The 26,168-nt window shown below is 60.5% G+C and carries 26 protein-coding genes and 1 tRNA gene; 10 read left to right on the top strand and 17 right to left on the bottom strand.

The genetic code is table 11. The features are described from left to right. The first annotated feature begins 129 nt into the window (after nucleotides 1–129). From purE to CH92_RS20075, 5 genes are all read left to right on the top strand, one after another. Nucleotides 130–621 (top strand): 5-(carboxyamino)imidazole ribonucleotide mutase, encoded by a 492-nt coding sequence (gene purE, locus CH92_RS20095; protein WP_025243552.1) that lies wholly within the window; start codon nucleotides 130–132, stop codon nucleotides 619–621. Next, nucleotides 621–1,706: a 5-(carboxyamino)imidazole ribonucleotide synthase gene (locus CH92_RS20090; RefSeq protein ID WP_025243551.1), complete on the top strand. Its 1,086-nt coding sequence runs from the start codon at nucleotides 621–623 to the stop codon at nucleotides 1,704–1,706. The genes purE and CH92_RS20090 overlap by 1 nt, the downstream gene beginning before the upstream one ends. Before the next feature lie 101 nt (nucleotides 1,707–1,807). Continuing rightward, nucleotides 1,808–2,059, top strand: coding sequence for a GlsB/YeaQ/YmgE family stress response membrane protein (locus CH92_RS20085; RefSeq protein ID WP_025243550.1), 252 nt, complete (start codon nucleotides 1,808–1,810; stop codon nucleotides 2,057–2,059). 50 nt (nucleotides 2,060–2,109) lie between these two features. Beyond that, entirely contained in the window at nucleotides 2,110–2,640 is a 531-nt protein-coding gene (locus CH92_RS20080) for a DUF3299 domain-containing protein (RefSeq protein WP_025243549.1), read from the top strand. After that, entirely contained in the window at nucleotides 2,630–3,328 is a 699-nt protein-coding gene (locus tag CH92_RS20075; RefSeq protein WP_423832678.1) for a uracil-DNA glycosylase family protein, read from the top strand. The genes CH92_RS20080 and CH92_RS20075 overlap by 11 nt, the downstream gene beginning before the upstream one ends. Before the next feature lie 5 nt (nucleotides 3,329–3,333). On the opposite strand, the gene CH92_RS20070 is transcribed toward CH92_RS20075, so the two are convergent. The 17 genes from CH92_RS20070 to panM all read right to left on the bottom strand — a co-directional run bounded on the left by CH92_RS20070 (nucleotide 3,334) and on the right by panM (nucleotide 22,735). Next, nucleotides 3,334–4,413, bottom strand: coding sequence for an FAD-dependent oxidoreductase (locus CH92_RS20070; protein ID WP_025243547.1), 1,080 nt, complete (start codon nucleotides 4,411–4,413; stop codon nucleotides 3,334–3,336). Nucleotides 4,414–4,643: 230 nt separating this feature from the next. Beyond that, nucleotides 4,644–5,540, bottom strand: coding sequence for a D-hexose-6-phosphate mutarotase (locus tag CH92_RS20065; protein WP_025243546.1), 897 nt, complete (start codon nucleotides 5,538–5,540; stop codon nucleotides 4,644–4,646). A 147-nt stretch (nucleotides 5,541–5,687) separates the two neighbouring features. Continuing rightward, the gene (locus CH92_RS20060) at nucleotides 5,688–6,377 is read right to left on the bottom strand and encodes an ABC transporter permease (protein ID WP_025243545.1); all 690 of its coding nucleotides are present in this window, start codon (nucleotides 6,375–6,377) and stop codon (nucleotides 5,688–5,690) included. Then, nucleotides 6,374–7,069, bottom strand: coding sequence for an ABC transporter permease (locus CH92_RS20055; protein WP_025243544.1), 696 nt, complete (start codon nucleotides 7,067–7,069; stop codon nucleotides 6,374–6,376). The genes CH92_RS20060 and CH92_RS20055 overlap by 4 nt, the downstream gene beginning before the upstream one ends. 62 nt (nucleotides 7,070–7,131) lie before the next feature. Next, nucleotides 7,132–7,887 carry an ABC transporter substrate-binding protein gene (locus CH92_RS20050; RefSeq protein ID WP_025243543.1) on the bottom strand — a complete coding sequence of 252 codons (756 nt, stop codon included), beginning with the start codon at nucleotides 7,885–7,887 and terminating at the stop codon, nucleotides 7,132–7,134. Between the two features lie 16 nt (nucleotides 7,888–7,903). Next, on the bottom strand, nucleotides 7,904–8,677 hold the full coding sequence (locus CH92_RS20045) for an ABC transporter ATP-binding protein (RefSeq protein WP_025243542.1): 774 nt from the start codon (nucleotides 8,675–8,677) through the stop codon (nucleotides 7,904–7,906). Nucleotides 8,678–8,972: 295 nt separating this feature from the next. Beyond that, entirely contained in the window at nucleotides 8,973–11,030 is a 2,058-nt protein-coding gene (locus CH92_RS20040; protein WP_025243541.1) for a BCCT family transporter, read from the bottom strand. A gap of 217 nt (nucleotides 11,031–11,247) precedes the next feature. Continuing rightward, nucleotides 11,248–12,003 carry a substrate-binding periplasmic protein gene (locus CH92_RS20035; protein ID WP_080690046.1) on the bottom strand — a complete coding sequence of 252 codons (756 nt, stop codon included), beginning with the start codon at nucleotides 12,001–12,003 and terminating at the stop codon, nucleotides 11,248–11,250. Nucleotides 12,004–12,231: 228 nt separating this feature from the next. Further along, nucleotides 12,232–14,565 (bottom strand): EcoAI/FtnUII family type I restriction enzme subunit R, encoded by a 2,334-nt coding sequence (gene hsdR, locus CH92_RS20030; RefSeq protein WP_025243539.1) that lies wholly within the window; start codon nucleotides 14,563–14,565, stop codon nucleotides 12,232–12,234. Nucleotides 14,566–14,630: 65 nt separating this feature from the next. After that, nucleotides 14,631–15,623 (bottom strand): RhuM family protein, encoded by a 993-nt coding sequence (gene rhuM, locus CH92_RS20025; protein WP_025243538.1) that lies wholly within the window; start codon nucleotides 15,621–15,623, stop codon nucleotides 14,631–14,633. Nucleotides 15,624–15,647: 24 nt separating this feature from the next. Continuing rightward, nucleotides 15,648–16,808 (bottom strand): restriction endonuclease subunit S, encoded by a 1,161-nt coding sequence (locus CH92_RS22365; RefSeq protein WP_025243537.1) that lies wholly within the window; start codon nucleotides 16,806–16,808, stop codon nucleotides 15,648–15,650. Then, nucleotides 16,805–18,259, bottom strand: a complete 1,455-nt coding sequence (locus CH92_RS20015; protein ID WP_025243536.1) for an N-6 DNA methylase — start codon at nucleotides 18,257–18,259, stop codon at nucleotides 16,805–16,807. Before CH92_RS20015 ends, CH92_RS22365 begins: the two co-directional genes overlap by 4 nt. 113 nt (nucleotides 18,260–18,372) lie before the next feature. After that, nucleotides 18,373–18,448 (bottom strand) — tRNA-Phe (locus tag CH92_RS20010). A 172-nt stretch (nucleotides 18,449–18,620) separates the two neighbouring features. After that, entirely contained in the window at nucleotides 18,621–18,893 is a 273-nt protein-coding gene (locus tag CH92_RS20005; RefSeq protein ID WP_025243535.1) for an oxidative damage protection protein, read from the bottom strand. Continuing rightward, nucleotides 18,890–19,957: an A/G-specific adenine glycosylase gene (mutY, locus tag CH92_RS20000; protein ID WP_025243534.1), complete on the bottom strand. Its 1,068-nt coding sequence runs from the start codon at nucleotides 19,955–19,957 to the stop codon at nucleotides 18,890–18,892. Before mutY ends, CH92_RS20005 begins: the two co-directional genes overlap by 4 nt. Before the next feature lie 11 nt (nucleotides 19,958–19,968). Then, nucleotides 19,969–22,194, bottom strand: coding sequence for an AsmA family protein (locus CH92_RS19995; protein ID WP_025243533.1), 2,226 nt, complete (start codon nucleotides 22,192–22,194; stop codon nucleotides 19,969–19,971). A 142-nt stretch (nucleotides 22,195–22,336) separates the two neighbouring features. After that, a complete protein-coding gene (panM, locus tag CH92_RS19990) occupies nucleotides 22,337–22,735 on the bottom strand; it encodes an aspartate 1-decarboxylase autocleavage activator PanM (RefSeq protein WP_025243532.1) in 399 nt (132 codons plus the stop codon). A gap of 291 nt (nucleotides 22,736–23,026) precedes the next feature. Between panM and hisB the strand changes: the two genes are divergently transcribed. From hisB to hisF, 5 genes are all read left to right on the top strand, one after another. After that, nucleotides 23,027–23,620: an imidazoleglycerol-phosphate dehydratase HisB gene (hisB, locus tag CH92_RS19985; protein ID WP_025243531.1), complete on the top strand. Its 594-nt coding sequence runs from the start codon at nucleotides 23,027–23,029 to the stop codon at nucleotides 23,618–23,620. Further along, nucleotides 23,620–24,258 (top strand): imidazole glycerol phosphate synthase subunit HisH, encoded by a 639-nt coding sequence (gene hisH, locus CH92_RS19980; RefSeq protein WP_025243530.1) that lies wholly within the window; start codon nucleotides 23,620–23,622, stop codon nucleotides 24,256–24,258. The genes hisB and hisH overlap by 1 nt, the downstream gene beginning before the upstream one ends. Further along, nucleotides 24,258–24,518 carry a DUF2164 domain-containing protein gene (locus tag CH92_RS19975; RefSeq protein ID WP_025243529.1) on the top strand — a complete coding sequence of 87 codons (261 nt, stop codon included), beginning with the start codon at nucleotides 24,258–24,260 and terminating at the stop codon, nucleotides 24,516–24,518. Before hisH ends, CH92_RS19975 begins: the two co-directional genes overlap by 1 nt. A 35-nt stretch (nucleotides 24,519–24,553) precedes the next feature. Next, a complete protein-coding gene (gene hisA / locus CH92_RS19970; RefSeq protein WP_025243528.1) occupies nucleotides 24,554–25,297 on the top strand; it encodes a 1-(5-phosphoribosyl)-5-[(5-phosphoribosylamino)methylideneamino]imidazole-4-carboxamide isomerase in 744 nt (247 codons plus the stop codon). Nucleotides 25,298–25,396: 99 nt separating this feature from the next. Then, complete coding sequence (hisF, locus tag CH92_RS19965) at nucleotides 25,397–26,167, top strand: imidazole glycerol phosphate synthase subunit HisF (protein WP_025243527.1); 771 nt, start codon at nucleotides 25,397–25,399, stop codon at nucleotides 26,165–26,167. Nucleotide 26,168: the final 1 nt, after the last annotated feature.

The raw sequence follows: 26,168 nt of genomic DNA, 5'->3' as shown, positions 1-26,168 counted from the left end.
GGGCGGGGGCTTGCGCTATACTGCGCGGCCTTCGGTCGGACCGGTTCCGGCCATGTACCTGCACGGCCGCGCTGTTTTCAGCGCGGCCGTTGTTCCTGATGCGCCTAGGCGCCGAAGAGAGGCACGACGATGACCGCACTGGTAGGCGTGATCATGGGCTCCAAGTCCGACTGGTCCACCTTGAGCCACACCGCAGACATGCTGGAAAAGCTCGGCATTCCGCATGAAGTCACCGTGGTGTCAGCGCACCGCACCCCCGACCTGCTGTTCCAGTACGCCGAACAGGCCGAAGCGCGCGGTTTGCGCGTGATCATTGCGGGAGCCGGCGGCGCCGCCCATCTGCCGGGCATGTGTGCGGCCAAAACCCATCTGCCGGTCCTCGGCGTGCCGGTGCAGTCCTCGATGCTCTCGGGTGTGGATTCGCTGCTGTCGATCGTGCAGATGCCAGCCGGTGTGCCGGTTGCCACCCTGGCCATCGGCAAGGCGGGCGCGATCAACGCCGCGCTGCTCTCGGCCAGCATCCTTGGCCATGAGTTTCCCGAGTATCACGCCGCGCTGAAGACATTCCGCGATGAACAGACTCAAACCGTGCTCGACAACCCGGACCCGAGGAACGCGTAATGAAGATTGGCGTGATCGGTGGCGGCCAACTAGGCCGCATGTTGGCCCTGGCGGGGACGCCGCTGGGCATGAACTTCGCCTTCCTCGATCCGGCACCGGATGCTTGCGCTGCTGCCCTGGGCGAGCATTTGCGTGCCGACTACAGCGATCAGGACCACTTGCGCCAACTGGCCGACGAGGTCGATCTGGTGACCTTCGAATTCGAGAGCGTGCCAGCGGAAACCGTTGCGTTTCTTTCGCAATTCGTCCCGGTCTACCCGAGCGCCGAAGCGCTGCGTATCGCCCGTGATCGCTGGTTCGAGAAGTCCATGTTCAAGGATCTCGGCATCCCGACGCCCGAGTTTGCAGATATCCAGTCCCAGGCCGATCTAGACGCCGCCGCGGCTAGCGTCGGCCTGCCGGCGGTGCTGAAAACGCGCACGTTGGGCTATGACGGCAAGGGCCAGAAGGTCCTGCGCAAGCCGGGCGATGTCGCCAGCGCCTTCGCCGAGTTGGGCAGCGTGCCCTGCATTCTCGAAGGCTTCGTGCCGTTCACCGGGGAAGTCTCGCTGATCGCCGTGCGCGGTCGTGATGGCGAAGTCTGTTTCTATCCGCTGGTCCACAACACCCACGAGGAAGGCATCCTGCGATTGTCGGTCGCCAGCATCAATCATCCGTTGCAGTCGCTGGCCGAGGAATACGCCGGGCGCGTACTGACCCAGCTGGATTATGTCGGTGTGCTTGCCTTCGAGTTCTTCGAGGTGGATAGCGGGCTCAAGGCCAACGAAATTGCGCCGCGTGTGCACAATTCCGGTCACTGGACCATCGAAGGTGCCGAATGTAGTCAGTTCGAGAATCATCTGCGCGCTGTGGCAGGTCTACCGCTGGGCTCGACGGCCAAGGTCGGCGAGAGCGCCATGCTCAACTTCATCGGTGAAGTGCCGGCCGTGGAGAGTGTCATTGCCGTCGAGGATTGCCATCTGCATCATTACGGCAAAGCGTTCAAGGTGGGTCGCAAGGTGGGCCATGCCACGCTGCGCTGCCCCGATCGTGCCACGCTGGACCGGCAGATCACCGCCGTCGAGTCTCTGATCAGCCGCGAATGATTCTCTAACCGTCTGGCTTGTTGGATTTGCCAGCGAACTGGCTGGCTCGCCTCCTGTCCGAGAATACGTAACGCTTATTTTCGGACTTGAGGAGATCGCCAATGGGCATCATCGGAACCATCATCATCGGCCTGATCGTAGGCCTCATCGCACGCTTCCTGAAGCCCGGCAACGACAGCATGGGCTGGATCATGACCATCCTGCTGGGTATCGGCGGTTCGCTGCTGGCCACCTATGGCGGTCAGGCGCTCGGTCTCTATGAAGCGGGCGAGGGTGCAGGCTTTATCGGCGCCGTGGTCGGTGCGATCATTCTGCTGGTGATTTACGGCATGGTTACCAGCCGTAAGCATTGATCCGCTCGGGGCCGTGCCTGGCGGCCCCGTTTTCCTACCGTTCGGTTGCCATGCGCCAGATATTTATCTTCCTGCTGCTGTGCTGTATCTCGTTCGTTCAAGCCGCTCCGGCGGAGCTCGACTGGCTCGAGCTGATGCCTGCCGAGGATCGCAAGGCGTTGGAAGAGATGCCGGAAATCGAGCACAACTCCCCTGAAGCCGGTGGTTTCAGTGATCAAGGCGGGCTCAAGCAAGGGAGCGGCCTGCCAGCGGTGATGTATTCGGCCAAGACGGTGCCCTCATTGAATGGCAAGCCGGTGCGTCTCGGTGGTTACCCCGTACCGCTTGAAACCGACAACAAGGGCCGCAGCACCGAGTTCTTTTTGGTGCCCTATCCCGGCGCCTGCATCCACGTGCCGCCGCCACCGCCGAACCAGATCGTGATGGTCCGCTATCCGAGCGGCATAGTCCTGGACGATATCTACGCGCCGATCTGGGTTGACGGCACGCTGCAGATCGAACCGGTCAGCAATGACCTGGCCGATGCGGCGTATGTGATATCGGCCGCCCAGGTGACGCTGGTGGAGGAAAGTGACTTCTAAGCCGAAACGCAGCACGACCTTGCTCGATCAGGCAGAGCGTGACGCTTTCCGCGCGCTCGCAGCCGAGACCGAAGGCATCGATGTATCGGTCTATCAGAAATTCGACAAAGACCCGCTGGAGCCGATCATCGGACTCGGTCGTGCGGACGCGCCCATCGCCTTCTTCGGACGTGATCCGGGGCGCGAGGAGGTTCGTTATGGCGAGCCTTTCATTGGCGGCGGCGGTCAACTGGTGCGGCGTGCGCTCTATCGGCATTTGCACGACAAAGACTTGCCGGATTTCGAGGCGAGCCGGGCGGTCGGCGCAGGCTTTTTCTGGATTAATACGGTGCCCTACAAACCGCTGGGTAATCGCGCCTGGTCGATGGCGGTCAAGCGTCGTTTTCATCCGCTGATGCGCCAGGTGCTGATCGATAACTGGTGCGGTCGCGACATCGTCACGCTCGGTCGCGAGGCTTTTCTCTGGTTCGGCCTGGAGCAGCCGCGCGAGGTGCGCCAGCAGCTTGAGGCGTACTGGCAGCGCGAAGACCGTTTCATTGCCTGTTTCGATATCGAGCTAACAACAGAGCAGGGCGCTACACGGGCGTTTCGTTTGCACCCGCTGCCACACCCATCGCCACGCAACCGCGCCTGGTTCGAGCGCTTTCCGGCCCTGCTGGAAGCCCGCCTGCAGCAATTGCTCGATTGAGCACGTCAATCTACGCCGCCATGACGGCGCATGAAGCGGCGATCGATATGATCCTTCCAGCGGCCCAATAACCGACCTTCGGCCGCCAGGCTGCCCCAGCTCAGCAGTGCGCCGCGTTGACCGTCGGCCAGCAGGGCGAGGCTGTGCGTCGGTGGATGGTAATGGCGCAGTGGCTGGCCGATGGCCGCACGCCCGAGGTTGGTGGCGAGTACGGCGGCCTGGCGCACCGCATGAACGCCGTTGTGAGCGGCGCCGGGAAGGCTGGCGCAGTCGCCGCTGGCGAAAACGTGTGGATGCGAGCGGCTTTGAAGCGCCGAGGAAATTTCTACGAAGCCGCGTGCATCCAATCGCAAGCCAGACTCGCGCAGCCACTCAAGGGGGCTGGGCCCGGTTGCGACGACCAGACGCCGACCCTGCCAGCGGATCTGACCCTCGCCGATCAGCGTATTGCCATGCACCGCCTGGATTGGGGTCTGCTCGTAGACCTGTACGTCGGCCCGTTGCAGTTGTCGTAGCGCGAGGCGGCGCAAGCGTGGCGGATGCCCGGTAAGCAGCTCGCCATCGGAGAACAGATGGATAGCGGGCGCTCGTCCGGCCATGGCCAGCGCCAGCTCGACGCCTGCCGCGCCGCCGCCAAGAATCGCTAACGGTTCGGGGATTTCCTGCCACTGTTGCCAGCGCCGGATGAAGTCGGCGAACGGTTTCACCGAAAGCAGCTCCATGCCGTCGCCGGATTGTTCCGGTAGCCAGGGCAGGGAGCCCAAATTGAGCGACAGCCAGGTGCTGCGTAACGTCTCGCCCGTCGCCAGAAGCAGCTCGGGGGTTTCCGGAAGCAGCGCCACCATCGTGCCCTGGATGAACTCGACTTCGGCCGCTGCACAGAGCTTGGGCAGCGCGATGCGGCATTGGCGGGTCTGGTAACGCTCGGCGATAAGGCCAGGCATCATGCCCGAGTACCAGGCATGGGGTTCGGCCGAGATAAGGCCGATCCGGCCCAAGGGGCGTTCACGGCTGGCCCATTGGCGCAGCGCGCCGAGGTGGCTATGACCAGCACCGGCAAGCAGTAGGTCGAAGTCAGTATTCATGGCGCATCAGAGCAAAGCTGATGCGGACAAGGAACTGGGTTGGCTAGGGCTCGTGTGTCGCAGCGCGGCATCCTTGGCATCGAGATCCTCCAGAGCATCGCAACTGACCGGCAGGCTGCATCAGCAGCCGCCCAGCGGTCGCCAGGGCGGTGATGAGATGCTCGTTGCAGTATAGATTCAATGCGGCTGGATGCCTGAATCTTGGCTATCGAGGCGGTCGACGTTTCGGCCTAGAGCATTTCGACGCCGATCGAGACGCCCAAGGTGTGACTGGCGCCAGGGGACAGCCGGACCATGTCGTCCAGCACGTTTGCCGTCTCGATGCAGAGCATCCGCTGCCAGGCATCATCGGCGAACTGTGACAGGCGCTGCGCCTTGGCAATCCATGGGTTCCACAGCACGGCCGAGCGGGAGCCGAGAGTCTTCAAGGTGATCCGGCGGTTGAGCCCTGGATCACGCAGGCACAGGGTCGGCGGCAGCTCCAGGTAGATACGGTCGGTTTCGCCATCGAAGGCGAGATCGCCCTGCTGCTGGCGTTGCTGCCAGGCGTCCAGGGTTTCGATATAGGGGAGGCCGTCCAAGCCTTCCACCGAAACCTGATGGATGTCGCTGATGGCGAAATAACTGTGTAGCGCCTGGGACAGCGCGACTTCTGCATGACCACGGTTGTGGCTGGTCAGCGCCAAGTGAAGGCCTTTGCCGTCCAGGCGAATTTGCAGCTTCAAGTCCACGGCGTGAGGCCAGCCAGGCAGGCTGCCCGCTTCGTTGCAGGCGAATTCCAGGGTGACGCCGTCGGCGTCGGTGTTGGAGTCCTTCAGCAGCCAGTCGATGTTGCGCACCAGCCCGTGCGCCGGGGCCGGTTGGCTGCCCCGGTAGGCGTCCTGGATTGACTGCGGGTTGCGGATCAGGTCGCCGAACCAGGGCCAGCAAACCGGGACCCCGCCACGCACCGCCTGGCCGCGTTCGAAGGCTGCCTCTTCGCTGAGCCAGATGACCGGCGGCGCATCCCCCTGGCGATAGCTGAGCACCTGCGCGCCCTGTTCGGCGACGATCAGTTCGGCGGCACCGTTGCGGATGCGCCAGCAAGGCAGTTGGTCCATTTCGATGCGCTGGATGTCTACGGGCATGGCAGTCTCGTTGGCAAATGCTGGGTTGTTCTGACCCTGATCACGCCAGAGGATTCCGCCACGGCCCGGTTTTGGCTGGCCGGCCTGCGGGACGGACTCAACAGCTGCCAGACGTGTGTCGAGCCGTCCAGTCTTGGCAGCGGAGTCTCAGCGCCCCTGGCAGGCATCCACGCGCAGCCAGCGCTCCAGCAGTTTGAAGCCCTGCATCAGCATGAACGCAATGATCAGATAGATCAGGCCTGCGGTGAGGAACATCTCTTCGTGCATATAGGTGCGCGCGGCGATCTTGCGCGCCATGCCAGTCAGTTCGAGTAGGGTGATGGTGCTGGCCAGGGCGCTGGCCTTGAGCATCAGAATCACTTCGTTGCTGTAGGCCGGCAGGCCGATTCGCGCCGCGCGCGGCAGGATGATGTGCCACATCGCCTGGCTACGCGACATGCCCAGCGCGCGCGCCGCTTCGATTTCCCCTGGCGGCACATTCTGGATCGCGCCGCGGATGATTTCGGCGATATAGGCGGCGGTATGCAGCGTCATGGTAATGATCGCGCACCAGTACGGATCGCGCAGGAACGGCCAAAGCGCGCTTTGGCGAACCACCTCGAACTGCGCCATGCCGTAGTAGACCAGGAACAGCTGCACCAGCAGCGGTGTGCCGCGGAAGAAAAAGATATAGCCGTAGGGCAGGGCGCGCACCGCCAGGATGCGTGAGGAACGGGCGATGCCCAGCGGCAGCGCGAGAATCAGCCCAGCGACGACCGAAGCGCCGACCAGTTGCAGGGTCAGCCAGGCGCCGTCGAGGAAGCTTGGCAGCCACTTTATGAACAGTTCCCAGCTCATGCGGTGCTCCTGGCGAAGCCGCGACCGGCGCGTTTTTCGAGGAAATACATACCGGTCATGGCGATAACGGTCAGGCCCAGGTAGATGAAGGCGGCGACGACGAAGAAGGTGAAGGGCTCCTTGCTGGCGGTGACGGCGATTTGCGAACTGCGCATGATCTCGTCCAGGCCAATCACCGAAACCAGCGCGGTGTCCTTCATCAGGATCATGAACAGGTTACCCAGGCCGGGCAGGGCCAAGCGCCACATCTGCGGCAGGATCAGCCGCAGGAATATCCGTCGCTTACCCAGCCCGAGAGCCAGCCCGGCTTCGCGATGGCCCTTGGGAATAGCCAGCAACGCGCCGCGAAAGACTTCGGTGGCATAGGCGCCGAAGCACAGACCGAGGGCGATGGTGCCGGCGGTAAACGGGCTCAGGGCAAGATTCTCGATACCGAATATCTCGCCAATGCCACGCACCAGGCCGATGGTGCCGAAATAGATCAGCAGCACCCACAGCAGTTCGGGTACGCCGCGGACGATGGTCGAATAGGTGCCGCCTATCCAGCGCAGGGCGGCGAACGGAGAAGTCTTGGCAAGTGCGCCGAGCAGGCCGAGCACGAGGCCCAGGGCCAGCGCTGCGAGGGCCAGCTGAATGGTCATCCAGGTCCCGGCGATCAGCGCCGGACCGAATCCATGAAGGTCGGGAATCATATGGGCTCAAACACCAAAGCCCGACCTACCAGTGCTGGCGGCCGGGCTTTGATTCAGATGGATCAGTAAATATTGAAAGGGAAGTACTTGGCGTTCAGCTTCTCGTAGGTGCCGTCTGCTCTAATCTCAGCCAGCGCCTTGTTCAGCTTCTCGCGCAATTCATCGTTGCCCTTACGCACGGCGATGGCGATCTTGTCGTTGTCGAACACGGGCTCGCCCTTGAATTCGAAATCCTTGCCGGCATCGCTCTTGAGCCATTCCCACTGCACGAAGGAATCGGCGAGGATGCCATCGACGCGGCCCGAGGCCAGATCCAGGTAGGCGTTCTCCTGGGTGTCGTAGAGCTTGATATCGACCACGCCATCCATGTTGTCTTCCAGCCAGGTGCCGGCGATGGTGGCCCGCTGGGCGCCGATGGTCTTGCCGTCCAGGTAGCTTTCGTCAGTCTTGAAATCAACCGATTTGGGCGCTACGAACTGCAGCTTGTTGGTGTAGTAGTGGTCGGTGAAGTCGACGGCATTCTTACGCTCTTCGGTGACCGACATGGACGCGGCGAGGAAGTCGAACTTGCCAGCGTTCAGGGCGGGAATGATGCCGTCCCAATCGGAGGTCACCACTTCGCACTCGACTTCCATCTTGGCGCAGAGCGCGTGGGCGATATCCAGGTCGAAGCCGACCACCTGGCCGCTGGCGTCGATCAGGTTGAAGGGTGGATAAGCGCCCTCGGTACCGATGCGCAGCTTGTCGGCGGCAAAGGCGTTGGCGCCGAGCATCAGGGTGGCGGCGGCGGTCAGCAGAATTTTCTTATAGCTTTTCATGCGATGTGTTGCTCCATTAGCGATGGCTGGACATGAACTGTTTACAGCGTGCCGATCGGGGGTTGTCGAACACCTGCTCGGGCGTTCCTTGCTCTTCGACCAGGCCCTGGTGAAGAAAAACCACCTCACTGGAGACCTGTTTGGCGAAGTTCATTTCATGGGTGACGAGCAGCATGGTTCGGCCCTCATCGGCCAACGACCGAATCACTGCAAGCACTTCTTGTACCATTTCCGGGTCTAGCGCCGAGGTCGGCTCGTCGAACAGGATGACCTTGGGTTGCATCGCCAAGGTGCGTGCAATGGCCGCGCGCTGCTGCTGACCGCCGGACAGCTGGTTGGGGTAGACATGGCGCTTGTCAGCAATGCCCACCTTGGCCAGCAAGGCTTCGGCGCTTTCAATGGCTTCGGCCTTGCTCAGACCGAGCACGCGCCGCGGCGCCTCGATGATATTGTCCAGGACACTCATGTGCGGCCAGAGATTGAAATTCTGGAACACGAAGCCGAGCTTGCTACGCATCAGGTTGATCTGCTTGGCGTCCGCGGCCACCAGCTCGCCGTCTTTGGCGCGTTTAAGGCGCAGCGGTTCGCCAGCGACGAAAATCTCGCCCTCGTTGGGGTTTTCCAGCAGGTTGATGCAGCGCAGGAATGTCGATTTTCCGGAGCCGGACGAGCCGAGGATGGAGATCACGTCGCCGTCGCGCGCTGTCAGCGAGATGCCCTTGAGTACTTCCAGATCGCCGTAGCGCTTGTGCAGGTTGCGGATTTCCAGTGCTGGGATGGCCTCAGCCATTGAGCTTCCTCTTCTCGGACCAGGACGTTGCGTGGTCCTTTTCTGTGTAAATTGCGCTCCGGCCGACTGCTCGCCTTCCTGGCGAGGCGCAAACCTAGCATGGGCGGGGACATGCGCCAAGCGCGGCGCCATACCAACTTTCGTGACCAGCCGGTCACCGATGGCTGGTCGCGATAATCGGTCTTCTATATATAGATGAATTTAGCGCCGTTGCCCGAAAACCCGGAGCGGAACGCCGACCGATAATTGCGTGACTGGCGGCGAATGCTTACGCTGAGGCGCAGCGCAAGGGCTCTCATGGCTGATCGGGCTTGGGCAGATCTGTTTCGCCGCCCAGCATTTCGTCATGTTCTTCCATTTTCCACGGCAGGCTCCCCGGTGACATGTGCAAGAAGTGTAGGTACTTCTCGAACTGGTCGAGTATGTCGCTGATGATGTCCTGTTGGTCGTAGCCATAAATGTCGTAGTGCTGCCCGCCGCGGCGCAGGAAAACCTCGGCGCGGTAGTACAGCTCATCGGTGTCCGGCCCTTCCGTGAGCGCAAAGGCGGGCATGGCATAGCCGACCATGCGGATTTCGTAGATGAAATCCACCTGCGCTTCCTTGAGCACTTCCAGATAGACGCGGGAATTGGCTTCGTCGATATGCACCTCGGCGTTCCATTCCTGGCCGCTGAGTTCGCGCTGTACGCGGCGCATGGCCTTGAGCACGGTGCTGCTCATGAAGCCCTCGACCTGCTGGCGATCCGGAAAGCTGACCATGCCGGCCAGGCGCTTCTTCCACAGGCCCGGTCCGGCGTTGCTGGCCAGGCGGCTGCTCTGCATGTGGTTCTGCAGGCTGGTTTCGTGATGCCCCTCGATCACCAGGGCGCGCCACATGCCCAGCGCGGCAATCAGCATGATGACGGCGAACGGCAGCGCACTGGCAATCGTCATGGTCTGCAGCGCACTAAGGCCGCCCGCGAGCAACAGCGCTGCTGCCACCACCCCTTCGGTGCTGGCCCAGAACACACGCTGCCAGACCGGCGTATGGATCGCGCCGCCAGCGGCCAGCGAGTCGATCACCAGCGAGCCGGAGTCAGACGAGGTGACGAAGAAGGTGATGATCAACACGACCGCCAGAAACGAGGCGATGGACGTCATTGGCAGCAGTTCGAACAGTTTGAACAGCGCAATGGCGTTATCGGCCTGCACGTCAGAAATCAGCGAGGTATAGCCTTCGACCATGATCAGGTGCAGTGCGGTGTCGCCGAACACCGAGAACCAGAGAAAGGTGAAAATCGTCGGCACGAACATCACGCCGAAGACGAACTGGCGGATCGTCCGGCCGCGGCTGATCTTGGCGATGAACAGGCCGACGAAAGGCGACCAGGCGATGGTCCAGCCAAAGATGAACAAGGTCCAGTTGCCGATCCAGTCGCTGCGCGAATAGGCCTGGAGATTGAAAGTGCGTTCGATGATGTTGTTCAAATAGCTGCCGGTGTTCTGCAGGAAGGTCTCGAGAATGAAGATGCTTGGACCGACCAGAAAGACGAACAGCATCAGGCCTATCGCCAGGATCATGTTCAGCAGCGACAGGTTCTTCACACCCTTGTCGAGACCGGCAACCACCGAGCAGATCGCCAGACCCGTGATGATCGTGATGGCGATGATCTGCACGTTGATACTGATCGGTATCGAGGGCCAGAGGTAGTTGATGCCCGCGTTGATCTGGGTGACCGACAAACCGAGCGTCGTGGCAATACCAAACAGGGTGCCGAGAATGGCGAAGACATCCACAACGTGCCCAATCGGCCCGTAGATGCGCTCGCCAATGATCGGGTAGAGCGCGGAGCGCATGGACAGCGGCAGGCCGTGGCGAAAGGAAAAATACGCCAGCACCAAGCCGGTCAGGCCGTAGATGGCCCAGATATGGAAGCCCCAATGGAAGAACGCGATCTGCATTGCCTGCTTGGCCGAGTCGACCGTTTCCGCCGCACCGGCTGGCGGTGAGGCGTAGTGCAGCACGGGCTCGGCTACCCCGAAGAACAGCAGGGCGATGCCATAACCGGCGGAAAACAGCATGGCGAACCAGGCAGGGAAGCTGTATTGCGGCTCGGAATGATCCGGCCCGAGCTTGATGCTGCCCCAGGGCGTCATCGCAATCCCGACGATGAATACCAGGAAGAACGCCACCGAGAGCATGTAGAACCAACCGAAGTTGGTGGTGATGAAAGATAGCGTTGAACTGAACACCTCGCCGGCCAGGTCCGGGTTGCTGATCGTCCCGATCACCAGCAGCAGGGTGACAACCACTGCTGGAATGAACACCGGGAAAAGAATGATGGACCTGGGTAGTTTTTTGTCTGCTTCCATAGGGGTTGCTGGCCTCCGGTGGGCGGGTGGGACGGAAACGCGCTAAGGCTCCCGAAGCAAAACTGCTATTTGAAGGGTAGACGGTGATTTGGCGTCGAATACTCACCAGAACCTGCGGATGCCCAGGAAAATGTCTTGCAGAATCCGGCACTGGCCCCCCGGCGCAGGCTCGCCCGGGCCGTCACCCTGTTGGTCGGTTGAGTCGCTAGGGATTGGCTCAGTAGGCGGGTTCAAGTTGGTGACGGCGCAAGATCGCGGGCACCGTACCGTCGGCTATCGCCTCGTCCAGCGCTTGCTCGAACGCCTTGAACTGCGCCTCGCTTATGGTGCTGCGCGACAACCCGATGCCATAGGTGATCGGACCCATTTCGCCCGCCTCGCGCAATCCCACGAGGTGCTCGTCTTCGATCAGGTGCCACGCCACGTCCTGATTGAGCACCGCCACCCCCTTCTTGCCGAAGCGTCCGGACGCCAGCATGCGCAACAGGCGCCGGTTGTCTGCAGTCACATGCAGGTGCACGTCAGGCACCGCCTTGAGTCGTTCGGACAGGATATAGGAGGTTCCGGAAGGACCGTAGACACCGACCTGCCGGCCAGCCATGTCGGTCGGTTGGCTGAAGACAAACGTATTGTCGTCGCGAGCAAAGACGCTGTAGCGAGAGGTCACCAACATTCGGGTGATGTGAAATATCTGCTGCCGCTGGGGCGAGCTCACCAATGTGAAGATGCCATCCGCCTGGCCCTGTTCGGCCAGCCGCAGCGCTCGCCGCCAGGGATACAAGGTGATCGCGCAGTCCTGCTGCAAACGTGCGCACACCGCTTGCACCACTTCCACCAGAGGGCCGCCCGCAGCGACGCCGGCATACGTATTGGCCGAGGTATCGGCAGGGTAGGTAAACGGGGGAAAGTCTTCGGTTACGAAGCGCCATTGCGCTGCACTGGCCTGCGCTACAGCGAGCAGTAACCAGATCATCAGAATCGAGAGAACCTTCCGCACTGCTTTGCTCCTTGCGCTGCGTTAAGCCTTCCTTAGCGGATTGATGCAGTCAGGACGATCGGCCCCGTCACGCCGGTATCAGCCTAGCCTAGAATTAAGTCAGAGCGGCTGACACGGCTGTAGCCTTCCGGCCCAGAGAGGCAAAGCGGGCGTCGCTATCTCTGGACTCGGCAAGCGAGTCGCTAAAGAAATGGTGAGAAGCCGCTACGGCTGGATGACGCTCCCTTGCGCGCGATAAAGATGCTGTTGGAAGCTAAAAAACAGGTTCCTGATCAGCTCGGGCCTCCCCAATTCTGTAACTGCATCGCTGATCGCATTCTTGTATCGAAGCTTCAACAAAGGGGAGAGCTTCTCCAGCCCCAGCTCTTCCACACCCTCCTTCACGTACTGCGACAGTACGAAGTCAAGAAAGGCTTCTTGCTTGTCTGTGAATTGCCCATGCAGCGTGCTGCGAGCTCTGCTGGCGCGCTCTTCTCGAGTCTGCGGTTCGATGGAGAAGGCGACGTACGTCAGCACATCAAACAGATCACTATGCTCGGCGTCGATGATGCGCTGCATTTCGTGCAATACCTCGTTGCTAAAGCCGCGTTCAGCCAGGCCTTGCAGGAGCGAAGTGCGAGTATCCGGGGCGCTCCATAGCCCGCGTAGTTCGTCCTCATCTTTGAAAAATTCCGGCAGATTGCCGAATAGATTTTCTAGGAACTGCGCAGCAGACATCGGTTTGCCATCGGCGCCGAGGTACATCGTCGCCATCATGCTCTTAATGCGGCGCACCGAACCGTTGCTAAGTCGGACCTCTATCACGTCCGGGCGTGGATCGCGAGGCGATGTTGGCGGCCTGGGTTCGCGTTTATAGCCGCCTCGCTCCTCGCCGGTACCGACGCCTCCGGTCTCGGCAGGTTCTATCGGTTCGCCATCCCACTCGGGGTCACTGAATAGGTGATGAGCCTTCACGAAGTCATAAATAGTGAAGTAATCCTTGCCATCGAATAAGCGCGTACCACGACCGATGATCTGCTTGAACTCAATCATGTTGGTCACTGGCCGCATCAGCACGATATTGCGGACGTTGCGCGCATCCACGCCGGTGGAGAGTTTCTGCGAAGTCGTGAGAACGGTTGGTATGGTCTTCTCGTTATCCTGAAAATGCCGCAGGTGTTCTTCCCCTCGCGCACCATCATCGGCGGTCACCCGCACACAGTAATCCGGCTCGCTGCTGCGCTTCATCTGGTTGATCAGGTCACGTACTTCCAGCGCATGCTGTTGGGTGGCGCAGAACACCAGCGTCTTCTCGTTCGGCGCGATCTGCTCCATGAACAACTTGACCCGATAGGCTTCCCGCTCCGGAATCTTGATGACTCGATTGAAGTCCGCCTCGAGATAGCGCCGTCCCGCCTCTACCTCGCCTTGGACGACTATTCCGTCGCCTGGCACATGCACGTACTCATCAAGCGTTGTAGCGATCTGCTTGACCTTGAACGGCGTGAGGAAACCGTCGTTGATGCCTTCCTTCAACGAATACACATACACCGGCTCGCCAAAGTAGGCATAGGTGTCGACGTTGTCCTTGCGCTTGGGCGTGGCGGTCAGGCCGAGTTGAACTGCCGGTGCGAAGTATTCAAGGATGCCGCGCCAGTTGCCCTCGTCGTTGGCGCCGCCACGGTGGCATTCATCGATGATGATGAAATCGAAGAAATCCGCTGGGTACTCGCCAAAGTACGGCGTGCCGTTCGGCCCGCTCATGAAGGTCTGGAAAATGGTGAAAAAGATGCTGCCGTTCTTCGGCACCTTGCCTTTTTTACGAATTCCATCCGGCGCGATGCGCAACAGCGCGTCTTCGGGGAAGGCCGAAAACGAGTTGTAAGCCTGATCCGCGAGAATGTTGCGGTCCGCCAGGAACAAAATGCGTGGCTGACGCTGGGCGTCGCGCTTGAGATTCCAGCGGCTCCTGAACAACTTCCAGGCCAGCTGAAAGGCGATAAAGGTCTTGCCTGTGCCGGTCGCCAGCGTCAGCAGAATTCGCGACTGCTGCGCTGCGATTGCTTCCAGCACCCGCTTGATCGCAATGTCCTGATAGTAGCGCGCACCCCAGGTGCCTCCCTTGTCTTCAAACGGAATGGCCGCGAAGCGCTCGCGCCATTCGTTGTGCTCGGCAAAGGTCAGGTTCCAAAGCTCTTCGGGCGTGGGGAAGCTGAGCAAGTCGCCTTCAGCACCGGTGTGCATGTCGATGGCGTAGATACGCTGGCCATTGGTTGCGTAGGTGAAGCGGATTGCCAGCTTCCTGGCATAGCATTTGGCCTGTCCTGCACCCTTGGTGTAATGCTTGTCCAAGGCTTTCGCCTCGATCACGGCCAGCTGAGTGTTGCGGTATACCAATACGTAATCGGCGATCTCCGCCTTGCCGCGTTGCCCCGCACCCTGGATGCGGCCATGAGTGATTTGAAACTCGCGTTGTACGCGGCTGCCATCGACCACGCCCCAGCCGGCTTCACGCAACGCGGGGTCGATATGTTCAGCGCGGGTTTCAGCTTCGTTCACGGCAATATCCTTTTGGCATCATGCCCGGAGCATACCCCTCTGCGGCGTGGGTTTAGAAGGCGGAATCAACCCGCGAGCATGTTCATGATCAGGCGAATCAGCGTGTCTTTCTGCGCCGGGTCTGACTCCGCTACGAGCAAAGCGAGGGCGGCAAGGCCGATATCGTTGATCACTGGCTGGTTTGTTGCGTCCAGCAGGCGCCCATTGCGGTTGAGAAAGTCCACGAACAGAAACGCCCCGCTGCGCTTGTTGCCGTCTGCGAACGGGTGATTCTTGATCACGAAATACAGCAGATGGGCAGCCTTGGCCTCCACGCTGGGGTAGGCCGGTTCGCCGAACACCGTCTGATCCAGATTGCCCAGTAGGCCCGCCAGCCCGTCGCCGCGTTCCAGAGCGAATAGCTCGGTGGCTTCGCCGCGAGCTATCAACTCGGCTTTCAAACCAGCCAGCGCCTGGCGCGCTTCGTCCAGCGTAGGCAGCGCGCCGCCGTCGATAGTGGGCGGGTCGGTCAGCAGGCCTTCGTCATACCGCTGAAGCAAGAGGAAGGTCTGCGCATAACGGGTGACGATATCCACCAGGCCACGGCCGGTGTCGCTGAGTAACTCGGGGCTTTGCGCCGCTTTTCTCACCAGCTGCAGTGCGGCTTCCAATTCCAGGGCATTGGCCTCGAAGCGTTGGCGATTGAGGGTGTAGCCTTGGGTAAGGTGTTCGCGTAGCAAGCGTGTGGCCCATTGGCGGAAGGACACCGCACGCTTGGAACTGACTCGATAGCCCACCGAGATGATGGCGTCGAGGTTGTAGTGTTTGAGCTGGCGTTGGACCTGCCGCTTACCTTCGGTCCGAACTGCTAAGAAATCCTTAGTAGTTGCCCCTTCCGCCAATTCCTCCTCTCGAAAAATGTTCTTCAGGTGCATCAGCACGTTCTCAGGTGACGTTTCGAACAGCTCCGCCATCTGTCGCTGAGTCATCCACACCGTATCGCGCCCGGCATCCAGCCGAACCTCGACGGGCTGGCCCGCCTCGTGAAAGATCACCAGCTCCTGTTGTGCTTTATTCATTGTGTGCTCCTTGCCTCAATGCAGTTATAGCTGGCCGCTGAAGGCTTGGTGTAGCAGCGATTGCTTCAGTTCGTCGAGCGCGGTGAGCTTCTTCTGGTAGATGGATTCGAGGCGTTGGGTTTCGGCGGCTACTTGCTCAAGTGTGATTACAACAAGCATCTGGTCGGCCACTGAATCAGGTATCGGTATCGGAATAGAATTTAAGGCCTTCTGGTTGAGCTTTGGCTGGGCCGCGCCGGTTATATATTCGTCCAGCTTGATGTTTTCGAGGTAGAACTCCACAAAACGCTGAGTGGCCATGTCTTCAAACTTCAAGATATGGGCGTGGTTATTGACCCAGTACTTACCAGAGGCAGGGAAGGCGATTGGCGTTGAGCGCGCAAGAAGGTTGGCACCGTCTTCGGAGACCAACAGCGTGTCGCCGTCGAATATGTATTCAGCAACATAATCAACGATTCCGGATGCCCCGTAGTAGGGGTACTTGCCGGGCTTGCGATCACTTTTTGTGATCGGGATGCGTTTGTTATCCAGATTTGTGGCGATCTGATCCAGCGTCTTAATTCGCCAACTCGAACCGCGTTGTGCGAAAACAAAATGTGCATGGCTTCCAAACAGCTCGCGGACGTTTTTCAAGTTTTTTTCAGCGTTGGTGCGGGCCTTGGCGATGTTGTCGAAGGCTTCGTCGAGAATGGCGACGATTCGCTGTTGTTCAGGAACCGGAGGGAGAACAACAGGGAACTCTGTGATATCACGCTGGTATAAATGCGGAGTGGTTGCCCCGTTTAGCCGTGAATCTACAATCTCTTGGAAGTACGGGCTAGAAAGACACCGAAACAGGAATTTAGGGAGAATCGATGAGCCGCTTCGGATGAGAAGGAGCGACGAATTAATGGTCGCGTTATCTGGAAGTGCTCCTATGACGCCTACTTTCCCTATTCCTGCACCGTCCTTGCAGATCAGCACGTCGCCTTCTTTAAGCATGATTTCAGGGCTTTCAAAATACCGCTCTTGGCTGATATGAAACGCGTCGCGAAAGTCGACATAGTCACCGTAGTTGAGCGAGTGCACTGACAGAAACAAAGGCCCGGTTTTGGTGTACTCCTTCGCTGTGAGACCTCGCCAACCGATTCTTCCCTTCAGCTCAGCAAGCTCCCCTAGTGGTCTACGTTGCCAACCCGCTTTCATAGCATGGCCTTAATTCTGTTTAGGGCATGCAGGCTTTCAGCATCCAGCATCGCAATCTCCTCCATGATCGCCTGCGGGCTGCGATGAGTTATACCCTCGCCAACAACGGGATTCTTCACCGACAGGTCACGGCTCGTCGTATCTATGCTAGCGACATCCAAACTCCAACTCTTCGCCGAATCGGCGAAGGATTTTTGCAGCTCGATAAATTCAGCCAGGTCAGTGTCGGCTAGCGGGTTGGTCTTGCCCATGTTGCGACCGGGGTCGAGTTGGTAGTACCAGACCTTGCGCGTCGGCGCACCCTTGGTGAAGAACAGCACCACGGTCTTCACGCCCGCGCCCTGGAAGGTGCCGCTCGGGCAGTCGAGCACGGTGTGCAGGTTGCAGCTTTCCAGCAGCAGTTTGCGCAAGCTGACCGAGGCGTTGTCGCTGTTGCTGAGGAAGGTGTTCTTGATGACCACCGCGCCGTGGCCGCCGGCCTTGAGGATCTTGATGAAGTGCTGGAGAAACAGGAAAGCGGTCTCACCAGTCTTGATCGGGAAGTTCTGCTGGACTTCCTTGCGTTCCTTGCCGCCAAACGGCGGGTTGGCCAACACGATGTCGAAGCGGTCCTTGTCCTGAATATCGCTGAGGTTTTCCGTCAGGGTATTGGTGTGAATGATGTTCGGCGCTTCGATGCCATGCAGGATCATGTTCATGATGGCGATGACGTAGGCGAGGCTCTTTTTCTCCTTGCCATAGAAGGTGTGCTTTTGCAGGGTTTCCTGCTGGCGGGTGGTCAGGTTCGGCTGGCTGCTGAGGTAATCGAAGGCTTCGCAGAGAAAGCCTGCCGATCCGACCGCGCCGTCGTAAATGCGCTGACCGATGTGCGGATTGACCACCTTGATCATGGCGCGGATCAGCGGGCGCGGGGTGTAGTACTCACCACCGTTGCGCCCGGCGTTGCCCATGTTTCTGATCTTGACTTCATAGAGGTGCGAGAGCTCGTGTTTCTCTGTCTGCGAGCCGAAGCGCAGGCCGTCTACGATTTCCAGCACTTCGCGCAGGTTGTAGCCGCTCTGGATGCGATTTTTCAGCTCGCCGAATATCTCGCCGATCTTGTACTGGATGGTGTCCGGACCTTCGGCCTTCTGCTTGAAACCATGCAGGTAGGGAAACAGCTTGGTATTGACGAAATCCTTGAGGTCATCGCCGGTCAGGGCGCTGTTATGGTCGATCTGGCCTTCCGGGGTCTTCGGCGCAGCCCAGCGCTCCCAGCGGTATTCAGGGTCGAGGATATAGAGGTAATACTTACCCTCCAGCTCGGCCACTACAGCTTTTTCCTGCTCCAGCGCGTCGAGGTATTTGAGAAAAAGCAGCCAGGAGGTTTGCTCGGTGTAGTCGAGCTCGCTGGTACAGCCGGCATCCTTGTGCAGGATGTCGTCGATGTTCTTGAAGGCCTGTTCAAACATGGCGGGCAGCTATTCCGTGAAGTGCCGGCTGGATCATAGCGGGCCGCTGGCACAAATCGCAGGCAATAAAAAACCCCAAGGAGGTTAATTTCGCTTGGGGTTCTCGGTATTAGTGGTGCCCAGGGACGGAATCGAACCGCCGACACGGGGATTTTCAATCCCCTGCTCTACCGACTGAGCTACCTGGGCAACGGGGCGCTATTAGACGGATTTGGCTTTTGCCTGTCAAGCGCGGCCGGGAAAATATTTAGTCAGAACGGGCGTTTAGCGTTGTGACCATGTTCCGGTGAGCGTTCCGGGCCACGGCGATGCGCCGTTGGAGCGAGCCTTGCGCAGGGCTTGACTCGCTTCGGTCAGCGCATCATTCGCTCGGCGGTACGTAGCCTTCGGCCTGGGCGTACTCTTCGCCGGAGAGGAATTTGTCCATCTCGGCCTGCAAAAACTTGCGGTCCTCGGCGTTCATCATGTTCAGCCGACGCTCGTTGATCAGCATGGTCTGGTGTTTCTGCCAGTCGTCCCAGGCCTTCTTCGACACGTTGTTGTAGATATCCTCGCCTTTCGCGCCCGGATAAGGCGGGCGATCCAGGCCAGGCAGTTCTTCTTTGTATTTGCGGCAGTTCACGGTGCGGGTCATGACATCTCTCCTGCGTTCAATTCAGCGGCGGCGCGCTTGAGCAGCGTCTTCACCGGGGCGGCGAGCCCCAGTCGCGGCGGGGTGGCGAGGTTATACCAGAGCCAGTCTGGCTCGGCCACGGCGTCGCCCTCGGACTTCACTCTGATCAGCCAGGGCTCGATGGCCAGCTGGAAATGGCTGAAGGTATGGGTCAGGCCGGGCAGCTCGTGGCGCTGCTGCAGCTGCAGGGCATGCCGTGCGGCGAGTGGATCGAGCGCGGCCAGATCGTCCAGCTCCGGCAGGCTCCAAAGCCCGCCCCAGAGGCCCGTGGGCGGGCGGCGATAGAGCAGGATGGCGCCTTCATGGTTGGCCAGCAGTGGCATCAGGGTGTGCTTCTGCGGCAAGGCCTTGCGCGGTTTGGGGACTGGAAACTCGGTTTCGCGGCCGAGCAGATGGGCGCGACAGCCACTCTTCAACGGGCAGAGCAGACAGCTGGGCTTGCTACGTGTGCAGAGCGTCGCGCCGAGATCCATCATCGCCTGGGTGTAGTGATTGACACGCGCTTGCGGGGTCATGCATTCGGCCACGTCCCAGAGCTGTCTGGCGACTTTCGGTTCACCGGGATAGCCGTCCTGCGCGACGTAGCGGGCCAACACACGCTTGACGTTGCCGTCGAGTATCGGCGCGCGCAGGCCCATGCTCAGGCTGGCGATGGCGCCAGCGGTGGAGCGGCCGATGCCGGGCAGCTCGGCGAGCTGGTCGACGCACTGCGGAAATTCGCCGCCACGCTCGGCAACGATCAGCTTGGCGGTCTTGTGCAGGTTGCGCGCGCGACTGTAGTAGCCCAGGCCGGTCCACAGGTGCAGCACTTCATCTTCGGCAGCGTCTGCCAATGCTTCAACCGTTGGCAGCGCGTCCATGAAGCGATCGAAGTAGCCGAGTACGGTACTGACCTGGGTCTGCTGCAGCATGATCTCCGACACCCAGACCCGATACGGCGTGATGCCCTGCTGCCAGGGTAGATCCTTGCGGCCGTGGCGGTCGTACCAATCCAGAACCGCCGCGCCGAATTGTTCAGGACTCATTGGCTGAGGCGTCATCGGTTGAACAGGCCTTTGAGGGCGTCTTTCAATTCAGGGCTGACCTTGTCTCCAAGCTTTTCTTCGATCTTTTCGTTGAGTTTTTCTCCGGCGAGCCTGCCAGCGATCTTGCCAAGACCGTCCTTGTCGAAGCGGCAAGCCTTGGCGCCTAGCTCCAGCGGGCCGCGGCAACGCAGTGGCCATTCGATGCCAACATAGCGCTCGTTAACCGCGCAGGCCGGATCGGGCATCGCGCCCTTGTCCCCTTCGACGACAATACCGACGCGGTAGTCCATGCCCAGCACACGCAAGTCGACGTCGCCGTTGCCGTTGACCGTCAGGCCGGGAATGCTGACCTTCAGGTCCGGGTTGCTGGCGATGCCGTTGCGCAGGTTCAGGCTGCCCTTCAATTGGCGGAACGGGGTGTCCTTGCTACGCGGGTCGCTGGTGAGGGATTTGCGGTTGAGCGTGGCGATGGCATGGCAAAGTTGCTGTTCGAGGTTGGCGTCGATGAGGATGCCGTTGTCGACGATGAAACCGATGTTGCCGTTGAGGTTGTCAATCCAGGCCTTCTGGCTGTTGCCCTGGCTGCTAAGGTCGCTGTCCAGATTGAGCAGGCCCTTGATAGTGACTTTTTCCCCCTGGCTTTGCAGCAGACGTTCGACCGGGACGCGGGCTAAGCGGGTCTGGGCGGTTATCAACGGTACCTCCGGTCGCACATCGAGGCTGGCCGAAGCATCCACGCGGCCGTTATAGACGCCACCGCGCAGCTCCTGCAGCGTCAGCAGACCACCTGCGCTGCGTGCCTTGAGCACGAAACCGTCGAGCGGCAGTTTCATGGCGGTGAGGCTGCTGATATCCAGATTGATTCGAGTGTCCAGGCTGCGCAGTGTGCTTATCGGCAGGACTGGGGCTTCGCTCCAGGCTTGCTGGGTCGGCTTGTCTGGCAGGGGCGTGGTGCCGCTGCCGATTGCAGCGGCTTCGGTAGCGTCTACCTCGCTTTGGCGAGTCGCGCCGGCCCCATCTTCCTTACCTGGCGGCGGCAGGTAACGATCAAGGTTCAGCTGATCGCCCTTGAGGTCGACTCGCAGTGCCTGTTTAGCGAAATCGCTGATGCCAATCTGGCCGGTGAAAGTGCTGTCATCCAGCTTCAGGTCGAGTTCTTCAAACGTCAGGCTGCTGGAGGTTCCGGTCAGGCGGGTGACCAGTTCGGCTTTGCTCAGCGCGGTGTTGTCAGCCGTCGCCGGAAGCTGTTGGCCGATGCTGTCGAGAAATTCGCGCAGGTTGAGTTGGGCGATTGACAGGGTGCCGGCGATCTTCGGCTGTTCTTGCAGATCGCGCATCTTCAGCTCGCCAAGACCGCGCAATTGGTTGGCGGTGAACTTGAGGCTGGTCCACTCGGCGACGTCGGCCGCGAGATCGGCCAGCAGTTGGCCCTGAGCGCTGAAGGAGAGCGTTTTGCCTTGCAGCGGTTCGCCGGAGGCCTCGCCGCTCAGGCGCAGGTCTTCGAGCTGATAGCGTTGCAGTTTGGTATCGAAGCGCAGCGCGCCTTGCAGTTCGGTACGCGCACGCATTACCGGCTTGTTACTGCCGAAGAAGGCGTTAAGTTTGACCGGAATCGAGGTGGCTTCGCGTATGGCGCCCGTTGTTAGCTCGATGCCCTCGGCACTGAACTGCTGGCCGCTTTTCGCGTCGTGGTAGGACACCCGAGCATCGCTGACGGTCAGGCTATCGATATCGAGTCGCAAGGGGCGCTTGGGGCTGTCGGCCTTTCCCTCGTCAGCCGGGGCTTCGGTCGGTTCCGCTGGTTGTTTGTCGCCAGGCTGCGTTTCGCGGGCGACCGGTTGGCCCACGCCTTCCCAGTTGCCCTTGCCGTTCTCGTCGCGATCCAGGGTCAGATTGAGGCCGTTGAGCGTGATATCGCTCATCTGCACTTCGCGGCTGAGCAGGGGAAGCACCCGGACCGAGAGGCCGAGCATGCGCAGGTCGGCGAAAGGCTGCTGCGGCGTACGGACGCTGGCCAGGGTGGTGTCGTGCAGCTCCAATCCGAGCCAGGGGAACAGGCTCCAGCCGATGTCGCCGGCAATATTCAGCTCGAGTCCGGCTTTGTCGCGGGCAAGTTCGCGAATCTCATCCTTGTAATCGTTGGGGTCGAACAGGTGGGTCAGGGCAAAGCCCAATGCGACGATGAGGAGCAGCAACCCGAGGATTACCAGGCCCAGGATCTTGCCGAGCGCTTTCATGGACAGGTCCTTTGTGTTTGGCGTTCAAAAGCAGCGAGTATAGCGCCGCGGACCATGGCTTCGCCGCAGCTGGCGTTGGAGTGGCTACACGCGCTGGGGTTCCTGGCCGACTGCGCAGGCGCAGGCAACGGTTCAGCCAGAACTAGCTGGGATCCAGTGGCAGATGCGTTCGCGCGGCCAGCGCCTGGGCTTCGAGGTGCGCCGGTGGCGCTACGAGATGCAGCTCGTTCGAGGCTTCGGCAGCCAGACGTCGGCACTCGTCCAGGATCCGTTTGCCAACGCCACGACGGCGAGTGATCTTGCGGACGCACAGGTGCGAGAGACGCCAATGAGGCGCGCCGCGCTGCAGCAGCGCTGCACCGAGCAGACGATCATTGAAACGACCGGCGATCAGGCTACGGTCGGCCAGTCCCGCCTCGATCAGAGCCGCGGCGTCGGCGTAAGGCGCCAGCAGCCAGTGCGGGGCGTCGGCATAGATTTTCATCAGATCGATGCGATCCTGCTGGCTGGGCTCAGTGACGGTTTCGACGAATACGGGCATGCTGACCTGGCAAGCTGTGTGGTTGCCGCAAGCATAACTGTGCCGGCTTGCCAGCGCACGGTGGCCGTGCGCCCTGTTCCGATGGGCTGCATCGTTGGGCAAATCTGCTTTTGGCCGCATCGGGAAGATCTTTACCTGAGGCTTCAGCGACGCCAGACGACGCGATGCAACGGCGATCGCCCGCTCGGCGGCTCGCTAGCCGTCTTGCAAGCCGCCGGGGCGCGTATCCTCGCAGGCGGGTTTACGCCTATAATGCCGATCTTTTTAGCCCCACGATCAGCGGAGCTGTCGATGTCCGAACGTACGGCATGCGTAGAGCGCAACACCCTGGAAACCCAGGTCAAGGCCACCATTAACCTCGATGGCACCGGTAAGTCCCGCTTCGCCATCGGTGTGCCCTTTCTCGAACACATGCTCGACCAGATCGCGCGACACGGGCTGATCGATCTGGATATCGAGTGCAAGGGCGATCTGCATATCGACGATCATCATACTGTGGAAGATGTCGGTATCACCCTCGGCCAGGCCTTTGCCCAGGCCGTCGGCGACAAGAAGGGTATGACCCGCTACGGGCATTCCTACGTGCCGCTGGATGAAGCGCTGTCACGCGTGGTGATCGACTTCTCCGGGCGTCCAGGGCTACAGATGCATGTGCCCTACACCCGCGCGACCGTTGGCGGCTTCGATGTCGATCTGTTCCAGGAATTCTTCCAGGGTTTTGTCAACCATGCACTGGTAACCCTGCACATCGACAACCTGCGCGGGCACAACACCCACCACCAGATCGAAACCGTGTTCAAGGCCTTCGGCCGCGCGCTGCGCATGGCGGTAACGCTGGACGAGCGCATGGCCGGCCAGATGCCTTCGACCAAGGGTTGCCTGTAATGCAGACCGTTGCAGTTATCGATTACGGTATGGGCAACCTGCACTCGGTGGCCAAGGCCCTTGAGCACGTGGGCGCTGGTCGCGTGTTGATCACCAGCGATGCTCAGGTCATCCGCGAAGCCGATCGGGTGGTGTTCCCTGGCGTCGGTGCGATCCGCGATTGCATGGCTGAAATCCGTCGGCTGGGCTTCGACGAGCTGGTCCGCGAAGTCAGCGTCGACCGTCCCTTCCTCGGCATTTGCGTCGGCATGCAGGCGTTGATGGAGCGCAGCGAGGAAAACGGCGGTGTCGATTGCATCGGCCTGTTTCCCGGACAGGTGCGCTTCTTCGGCAAAGATATGGAAGAGGATGGTGAGCGCCTGAAGGTGCCGCACATGGGCTGGAACCAGGTGGAGCAGGCGATTGCCCACCCACTCTGGCACAACATTCCCGCCGACGGCCGCTTCTATTTCGTGCACAGCTATTACATCGAAGCGGGCAGTCCAAGACAGGTGGTCGGTCGCGGCCACTACGGCAAGGATTTCGCCGCTGCGCTTGCTGACGGTTCGCGCTTCGCCGTGCAGTTCCATCCCGAGAAGAGCCACACCCACGGCTTGCAGCTGCTGCAGAACTTTGCCGCATGGGACGGCCGCTGGTAATGAGCCGGGCAAAGCTCAAGGCACCGGTCCTGACGCTGGATTCCGCTCAGGAACAGGCGGCGCAGCAGATCATAAAGCGCTTTCTGGAAGATCGTTTCGAGCTGGAGCTCGGCTCCTTCGAGGCGCAGGAAGTACTCGATCTGTTTGCTCGCGAGATTGCTCCCCTCTACTACAACAAGGCGATTTTCGATGTGCAGACACACCTTAAAGAAAGGTTTGAAAGCATTGAAAGCGACTTGTGGGCGCTCGAGAAGAGCTGACCCTTAACCGACACTTGATTGAACAGGTTCGAGCCATGCTGATTATTCCCGCCATCGATCTCAAGGACGGCGCCTGCGTGCGTCTGCGTCAGGGGCTTATGGACGACGCCACGGTGTTCTCTGACGATCCGGTAGCCATGGCCGCCAAGTGGGTCGAGGCCGGTTGCCGTCGTCTGCATCTGGTCGATCTCAACGGTGCCTTCGAGGGGCAGCCGGTCAACGGCGAAGTGGTCACCGCGATCGCCAAGCGTTATCCGGACCTGCCGATCCAGATAGGGGGCGGCATCCGTACCCTGGAAACCATAGAACACTACGTACGCGCTGGCGTCAGCTACGTGATCATCGGCACCAAGGCGGTCAAGGAGCCGGCGTTCGTTTCTGAGGCCTGCCGCGCCTTCCCGGGCAAGGTGATCGTCGGCCTGGACGCCAAGGATGGCTTCGTCGCCACCGATGGCTGGGCCGAGGTCAGCAGCGTGCAGGCCGTGGATCTGGCGCGTCGTTTCGAGGCCGATGGCGTTTCGGCAATCGTCTACACCGATATCGCCAAAGACGGCATGATGCAAGGCTGCAACGTCGAGGCGACGGTAGCACTGGCCAACGCCAGCCGTATCCCGGTGATCGCCTCCGGCGGCATCCACAACATCGGTGATATCCAGAAGCTGCTCGACACCAACACCCCTGGCATTATCGGTGCCATCACCGGCCGGGCGATCTACGAAGGGACGCTCGATGTCGCTGAGGCCCAGGCGCTTTGCGATCTGAAGTACAAGGACGAGTGATTCGCTGATCTGCGGTAGATCGGTGAAGCGCGATCCACCCTACACATTACTTTCAGCTTGAAGCCTGCGGCTCGAGAAGCTGCTTCCGGAGAAAGTCCAATGGCATTGGCCAAACGCATCATTCCCTGCCTCGACGTGGACAATGGCCGCGTGGTCAAGGGCGTTCAGTTCGAGAACATTCGCGATGCCGGCGATCCGGTGGAAATCGCCCGTCGCTACGACGAGCAGGGCGCCGACGAAATCACTTTTCTCGACATCACCGCCAGTGTCGATAACCGCGACACCACGCTGCACACGGTAGAGCGCATGGCCAGTCAGGTGTTCATCCCGCTGACCGTAGGCGGCGGTGTGCGCAGCGTGCAAGACATCCGCAATCTTCTCAATGCGGGCGCAGATAAAGTCTCGATCAACACCGCGGCCGTGTTCACCCCCGAATTCGTGGGCGAAGCCGCCGAGCGCTTCGGCTCGCAGTGCATCGTCGTTGCCATCGACGCGAAGAAGGTCTCCAGGCCGGGCGAGACACCGCGCTGGGAAATCTTCACCCACGGCGGCCGCAAGCCTACCGGGCTCGATGCCGTGCTCTGGGCGCAGAAGATGGAAGCGCTGGGCGCCGGCGAGATCCTCTTGACCAGCATGGACCAGGACGGCGTCAAGAGCGGCTATGACCTCGGCGTGACCCGAGCCATCAGTGAGGCCGTGCACATCCCGGTGATCGCATCCGGTGGCGTCGGTAACCTGCAGCACCTGGCCGACGGAATCATCGAGGGCAAGGCCGATGCGGTGCTGGCGGCCAGCATCTTCCACTTCGGTGAGTACACGGTGCCAGAAGCCAAAGCCTACATGGCCAGCTGCGGCATCGTGATGCGCTGAC

The organism is Stutzerimonas stutzeri (genome assembly GCF_000590475.1).
Lineage (GTDB): Bacteria > Pseudomonadota > Gammaproteobacteria > Pseudomonadales > Pseudomonadaceae > Stutzerimonas > Stutzerimonas stutzeri_D.
This window is presented reverse-complemented; position numbering and strand designations above follow the sequence as displayed.